The sequence below is a fragment of the Delftia sp. RIT313 genome, from assembly GCF_000632165.1.
GTDB lineage: Bacteria > Pseudomonadota > Gammaproteobacteria > Burkholderiales > Burkholderiaceae_C > Comamonas > Comamonas acidovorans.
The window spans coordinates 104,207-110,732 of record NZ_JFYT01000031.1 but is presented as its reverse complement, the minus strand read 5'-3'; the positions used below and the strand labels follow the sequence as shown (position 1 = coordinate 110,732).

Below are 6,526 nucleotides of genomic sequence, written 5' to 3'. Positions count from 1 at the left end.
GTTCTCCAGAAGAACGCCGAATTCATCTCCGCCCAGCCGCGCGAGGGTGTCGGTCTCGCGCAGGTTGTGCAGCAGCAGGCGGCTGACCTCGCACAGCATCTCGTCGCCCGCCGGGTGGCCACAGGTCTCGTTGATGAGCTTGAACTGGTCCAGGTCCATGTACAGCACGGCCGAGGGCCGCAGCCTGTGCTGGCCCTGGTTGAGCAGGCGCTGCAGCCGGCGCTCGAACTCGACGCGGTTCTCCAGCCCGGTCAGCCCGTCGTGGCTGGCATGCCATGACAGTTGGTCCAGATACTGCTGCTCGCGCGAGACATCCCTGAGCACGATCACCGCACCGGCCGGGCGCTCCCCGCCGCCGCTGATGGCCGACCCCATGAGCTTGACCGGCACGATGCTGCGGTCATGGCGCCGCAGCCAGCGCGTGTGCTCCTCGCGCAGTTGCTGGCCCGACAGCAAATGGGCCAGCAGGCTTTCCGCGGTCTGGGTAGTGTCAATGCTGTTGAAATGCAGGCCCTTGGCCAGGTGCTGGCCCTTGAGCTGTTGTTCGCTGCTGCCCAGCAGGCCCAGCGCGGCGGGGTTGGCATAGTCCACCACGCCCTGGGCGTCCGTGGTGATCACGGCGTCGCCCAGCGAGGCCAGCGTGGTCTGGGCCCTTTCCTTTTCCGTCAGCAGGTCGTTTTGCACCTGCTGGCGCTGCTGCAGCATGCGCCGCGTATGCCAGAGCGCCACCAGGATCAGCGCCACACCCAGCACCAGATGGATGCCCTGCAGCCACATCACCATCTGCCGTGAACTGCGGCCCAGCGAGGCGCTGAACTGCTGGGTGGCCGGTGTGACGCCGGCGTTGATCTGCTCGATCTCGCGCTTCCAGGTGATGGCGTCCTCGGCGCTGACGCTGCCCACGGCGTGGCGCTGCTCTATCTCCTGGGCCAGCCTGTCGAGTTGCTGCAGGTACTGATCGCCTTGTTTCCAGTAGCGATAAGGCTCTTCCAGAAGCTCGACATGGCGGAAGGTCTGCATGAGCCAGATCAGCGCCTCGGCATCGTCAGGGTGGTTGCCTCCCAGAAGAATGCCGGCACGCGCATCCTTGACCCTGGCTGGTACATCGTCCAGCGCCATGCGCGCCTGCCAGTCGCCCGCGGGAATGGCCATGGCCTGCTCGAAGCGCGCCATGTCGCGCGCCGAGCCGCTGTCCACATAGCGGCTCAGGGCGTAGATGGCGTCCTTCTGTGCCTTGGACCACAGGCTTTCTCCGGCCACGAAGGCGCGCACGGCAGACACAAGGTAGAGGCTGCCGCTGGCCATGACCACCAGCACCACGACCACCAGCACCAGGGGCCAGATGCGCTGCACCAGCTGCAGTACCGGCACATGGGCTGGGGGCTGGCTTTGCATGGGTGGAGCAGGGGAGGGTTGGCCGTGTGGGCGGCTCAGGCGCTGGCGCCAATGCGCCGCAGAACTGGCGCCGTATGGCTGGGTGGCTGACGCGTCCCGGATATCCGGGCGGTTGATGGATGTTCTCGAACCATGGGGCTGCCTCCAGATAAGCCGATTATGGGTGTTTCCAGATGTGTTCGGGTTGTCCGGTTGTATGCGCAACTCCGATTTAAGAGGAGCGGGCTATTACGGTAAAGAGGGTCATTGGCCGCAGCATGCCCGCATGCGGCGGCCAGCCATGACCTGCGCGGCTTGTAGGCTGCGGGCAGGTGGTGCTTTTAGGTGTCCGCCTACAAGCGAGGTGGTGCCTGGGGTGGGCCGGGAAGAGGGTGCAGGGGCAGATCGTGCTGCGCGGCCAGGTCTGCCAGCTCGGCGCAGGACAAGGGGGCCAGGAAGGCTTGGAGGGCTGCATGCATGGCGGGGCTGCGCATGCTGGCGATGCTGCCATCGCCATTCACCGACGCCACGGCGCACAGGCGGGCCGCGAAATGCGGCTCCAGGGCCGCCACGGCCACCGATCCATCGGCGCAGGCATAGACGCGATAGCCTGCGTGCGCGCCGCCCACATCGCCATCGGGCCGGGTCAGGCCCCAATGCCAGGGCAAAGCCAGCCACTGCGCGGCCTGGGCCAGGCCTGTTTCCTGGAGACTGCCGTGGCCGCTGCGCTGGCGCAGCAGCCAGGCCTTGAGCACGGCTTCGCTGGCCATCAGCGCACCGGCCATGTCGGCAAACAGGCTGGGTGGCATGGCGCCGCCCTGTACCAGCCCCGCCTCGGCCTGGTAGGTCAGGTCATGGCCCGGCACATCGGCCAGGGCTCCCGCGCTGCCGACGATGCGCACCAGCGACAGCTGCGGATGGCGCTGCTGCAGCGACGGCCAGTCCAGCCCCAGCTTGGCCAGTGCGGCGGGGCGGAACGAGGTGAGCAGGATGTCGGCCGCATCCAGCGCATCGTGCAGCGCCGCCTGTCCTTCCTCGCTCTTGAGCTGTGCCTGCCAGACCGCAACGCCCTGGTGCATGTCGGCATAGGCTTGCGGGCTGTAGTGCGCCATCGGGTCTGCACCGGCCACACCGGCTGTACCGGCCGCACCGGTCGCAGCTGGCTGTGCAGACGGAGGCTCCAGCTTGCTGCACTGCGCGCCCATGGCGGCACAGCGCATCAGGGCGGCGGGGCCGGGCAGATTCAGGGCCAGACTCAGGATGCGCACGCCCGACAAAGGCAGCCCGTTGGTGGGGGAAGATGAGAGGGGCGCGTGTAGCGCAATGGGTTCAGGAGGCGCGTGATCGGGCATGGGAATGGAGCGTCTCGTTGTGCATTCGGTGTTTCAACTGCACGCATGATCGCACCCATGCCTCCCAGGGCCTGGCGCATACCGGACGGTGAGGATGCAAAAGCCGCCCGGAAAAAGAAAATGCCGCCAGGGCAATGCACCGTTGGCGGCATGTCTGCAAACCCGGCGCATGGCCGGGCAGCCGGGGTGGGGGTCAGACCACCTTGGCGATCGACTGGCAGACGTAGTCGATGTTCTTGCTGTTCAGCGCGGCCACGCACATGCGGCCCGTATCCGTGCCGTAGACGCCGAACTCGGTGCGCAGGCGCACCATCTGGTCCTTGCTCAGGCCGGAGTAGCTGAACATGCCGATCTGGGTGGTGATGAAGCCCATGTCCTGCTGGACACCGGCAGCCTTCAGGCCATCAACCAGCTTCTGGCGCATGGCCTTGATGCGCACGCGCATCTCGCCCAGTTCCTTTTCCCACAGGGCGCGCAGCTCGGGGTTGTTCAGCACGGCGGCCACCACGGCGCCACCATGGGTGGGCGGGTTGGAGTAGTTGGTGCGGATGACGATCTTGAGCTGGCTCAGCACGCGGGCCGCTTCTTCCTTGTCGTTGGCCACCACCGACAGCGCGCCCACGCGCTCGCCGTACAGGCTGAAGCTCTTGGAGAACGAGGTCGAGACGAAGATGTTCAGGCCGGCGGCCACGAACTTGCCGATCACGGCGCCGTCTTCGGCAATGCCGTGGCCAAAGCCCTGGTAGGCCATGTCGAGGAAGGCCACCAGACCCTTGGCCTTGACGGCGGCGATCACCTGGTCCCACTGCTCGGCCGTGATGTCATAGCCGGTCGGGTTGTGGCAGCAGGCGTGCAGCACCACGATGGTGCCGGCGGCGGCCGCGTTCAGGTCGGCCAGCATGCCTTCGAAGTTCACCTTGCGGTTGACTGCGTCGTAGTAGGCATAGGTGCCCACTTCGAAGCCTGCATTGGTGAAGATGGCCTTGTGGTTTTCCCAGCTCGGGTCGGAGATCAGCACCTTGGCGGCGGGGCTGATCTTCTTGAGGAAGTCGGCGCCGATCTTCAGGCCGCCGGTGCCGCCGATGGCCTGCACCGTGGACACGCGGCCGGACTTGACGACGTCGGACTCGGCGCCGAACACCAGGCCCTTGACTGCGGCATCATAGGCAGCGATGCCGTCGATGGGCAGGTAGCCGCGGGCCGTGGGCTTGTCCATCATCGCCTTCTCGGCGGCCTGCACGCATTCGAGCAGGGGCAACTTGCCGTTGTCGTCGAAGTACACGCCCACGCCCAGATTCACCTTGCTGGGGTTGGTGTCGGCAGCGAACTGCTCGTTCAGACCCAGGATGGGGTCGCGGGGGGCCATTTCGACGGCGGTAAACAGAGACATGAAGCGTCCTTGGGATGTCTTGGGAGGTGGAAAAAACGCGGCTAGCCCCAAGCTACGGTAGGCTTTCGGGTTAACCCATGAATTCTAGCGATCTCGCCGGCCGATACTCACTTTTGCGAACCCACGTCATGCACGAAGTCTCTGATTCCTCTCCAGCACCTGAGGCCTCCGGCCAGTTCGTGCATTTCGCGGACTCCCCCTTCGAGCTGTTCCAGCCCTATCCGCCGGCCGGCGATCAGCCTGCCGCCATTGAAAAGCTGGTCGAAGGCATCCAGGACGGCGAATCCTTCCAGACCCTGCTGGGCGTGACGGGCTCGGGCAAGACCTTCACCATGGCCAACGTGATCGCCCGCCTGGGTCGCCCGGCCATTGTCTTCGCGCCCAACAAGACGCTGGCAGCGCAGCTGTACAGCGAATTCCGCGAGTTCTTTCCCAAGAACTCCGTCGAATACTTCGTCAGCTACTACGACTACTACCAGCCCGAGGCCTATGTGCCCCAGCGCGACCTGTTCATCGAAAAGGACAGCGCCATCAACGAGCACATCGAGCAGATGCGGCTGTCGTGCACCAAAAGCCTGATGGAGCGGCGCGACGTGGTCATCGTCGCCACGGTATCGGCCATCTACGGCATTGGGGAGCCCGAAAGCTACCACCGCATGATCATGACGCTGCGCACCGGCGACCGCATCAACCAGCGCGACGTCATCGCGCAACTGATCCGCATGCAGTACCAGCGCAATGACCAGGACTTCAGCCGGGGCAAGTTCCGCGTGCGCGGCGACACCATCGACGTCTTCCCCGCCGAGCATTCCGAGCTGGCCATACGCATCGAACTTTTCGATGACGAGGTCGAAAGCCTGCAACTGTTCGACCCGCTGACGGGCCGCGTGCGCCAGAGCATTCCGCGCTTCACCGTCTACCCCAGCAGCCACTACGTCACGCCGCGCGACAAGGTGCTGGCCGCTGTGGAAACCATCAAGCTGGAGCTGGCCGAGCGGCTCAAGCAACTGGTGGGTGACGGCAAGCTGGTCGAGGCCCAGCGCCTGGAGCAGCGCACACGCTTCGATCTGGAGATGCTCACCGAGGTCGGCCACTGCAAGGGCATCGAGAACTACACCCGCCACCTCTCAGGCGCCGCACCCGGCGAGCCGCCCAGCACCCTGACCGACTACCTGCCCGGCGACGCCCTCATGTTCCTGGACGAGAGTCACCAGATGATCGGCCAGCTCAACGCCATGTACAGCGGCGACCGCTCGCGCAAGACCACGCTGGTGGAATACGGCTTTCGGTTGCCTTCGGCGCTGGACAACCGGCCGCTCAAATTTGAGGAATTCGAGCAGCGCATGCGCCAGGTCATCTTTGTCTCCGCCACGCCGGCAGACTACGAGAAGACCCACTCGGGCCAGGTCGTGGACCAGGTCGTTCGCCCCACAGGCCTCATCGATCCTGAAATCGAAGTACGCCCGGCCACCAATCAGGTGGACGACGTGCTGCAGGAAATCCGCCTGCGCGTCGAACGCACGGAGCGTGTTCTCATCACCACGCTGACCAAGCGCATGGCCGAGCAACTAACCGACTACCTGAGTGAAAACGGCGTCAAGGTGCGCTATCTGCACTCCGACGTGGAAACGGTGGAGCGTGTGGAGATCATTCGTGATCTGCGCCTGGGTGTCTTTGACGTGCTCGTGGGCATCAACCTGCTGCGCGAGGGACTCGACATCCCCGAAGTCTCGCTGGTCGCCATCCTCGATGCCGACAAGGAAGGCTTTCTTCGCGCCGAACGCAGTCTCATCCAGACCATCGGCCGCGCCGCGCGCAACCTGCATGGCAAGGCCATCCTGTATGCGGACCGGGTCACGGAGTCCATGAAGAAGGCCATTGGCGAGACCGAGCGCCGCCGTGCCAAGCAAATAAGCTTCAACGAGGAAAACGGAATCGAACCCAAGCAGATTGTCAAGCGGGTGAAAGACCTGATTGATGGTGTCTACAGCGAAAAAAGTGGCAAGGAAGCGGAACGCCTGCAGGCCAATCAGCTCGAAAGAGCGCGTGTCGAGGACATGTCCGAAAAAGATGTGGCCAAGGAAATCAAGCGTCTGGAGAAGCAGATGCTCGAACATGCGCGCAGCCTGGAGTTCGAACAGGCTGCGCGGGTGCGCGATCAGCTGGCGCTGCTCAAGGAGCAACTGTTCGGGGGCTCATCCGTGCAGGTTTCCTGAGGCGGCGCCTGGTCTGAAGCCCGTTAGCTCCTGTTACCCGACAAAATTGATGGGGAATGTGGTACACTAAGGGTCAACACTCAACAACAACAAAAACTTCGATGAAAAGAAGGGCTCTGAACCTTTTGAACAGGACGGAGTAAGGGCGGAGACTGTGCCCAACTCCAGTCAAATCGCTGGAGCGGGTGTTTCTG

Annotated in this window: 4 protein-coding genes; 1 reads left to right on the top strand and 3 read right to left on the bottom strand. The window is 64.3% G+C overall.

Features of this window, described 5'->3' with window-relative positions:
- The 3 genes from BW39_RS06090 to BW39_RS06080 form a co-directional block, all read right to left on the bottom strand.
- A partial coding sequence (locus tag BW39_RS06090; protein ID WP_043820526.1) for a diguanylate cyclase domain-containing protein occupies positions 1–1,395 on the bottom strand: 1,395 nt, incomplete at its 3' end.
- Between the two features lie 332 nt (positions 1,396–1,727).
- Positions 1,728–2,726, bottom strand: a complete 999-nt coding sequence (locus tag BW39_RS06085) for a CoA transferase (RefSeq protein WP_043820524.1) — start codon at positions 2,724–2,726, stop codon at positions 1,728–1,730.
- A 193-nt stretch (positions 2,727–2,919) separates the two neighbouring features.
- Positions 2,920–4,116 carry an amino acid aminotransferase gene (locus tag BW39_RS06080; protein ID WP_012205827.1) on the bottom strand — a complete coding sequence of 399 codons (1,197 nt, stop codon included), beginning with the start codon at positions 4,114–4,116 and terminating at the stop codon, positions 2,920–2,922.
- A gap of 128 nt (positions 4,117–4,244) precedes the next feature.
- Between BW39_RS06080 and uvrB the strand changes: the two genes are divergently transcribed.
- Entirely contained in the window at positions 4,245–6,332 is a 2,088-nt protein-coding gene (uvrB, locus tag BW39_RS06075; protein WP_043782068.1) for an excinuclease ABC subunit UvrB, read from the top strand.
- Positions 6,333–6,526 lie beyond the last annotated feature (194 nt).

What these genes read in the sequence shown, in the direction of transcription:
- uvrB (WP_043782068.1), top strand. Translation starts at nt 4,245, where the DNA reads ATGCACGAAGTCTCTGATTCCTCTCCAGCACCTGAGGCCTCCGGCCAG.
- BW39_RS06080 (WP_012205827.1), bottom strand. Translation starts at nt 4,116, where the DNA reads ATGTCTCTGTTTACCGCCGTCGAAATGGCCCCCCGCGACCCCATCCTG.
- BW39_RS06085 (WP_043820524.1), bottom strand. Translation starts at nt 2,726, where the DNA reads ATGCCCGATCACGCGCCTCCTGAACCCATTGCGCTACACGCGCCCCTC.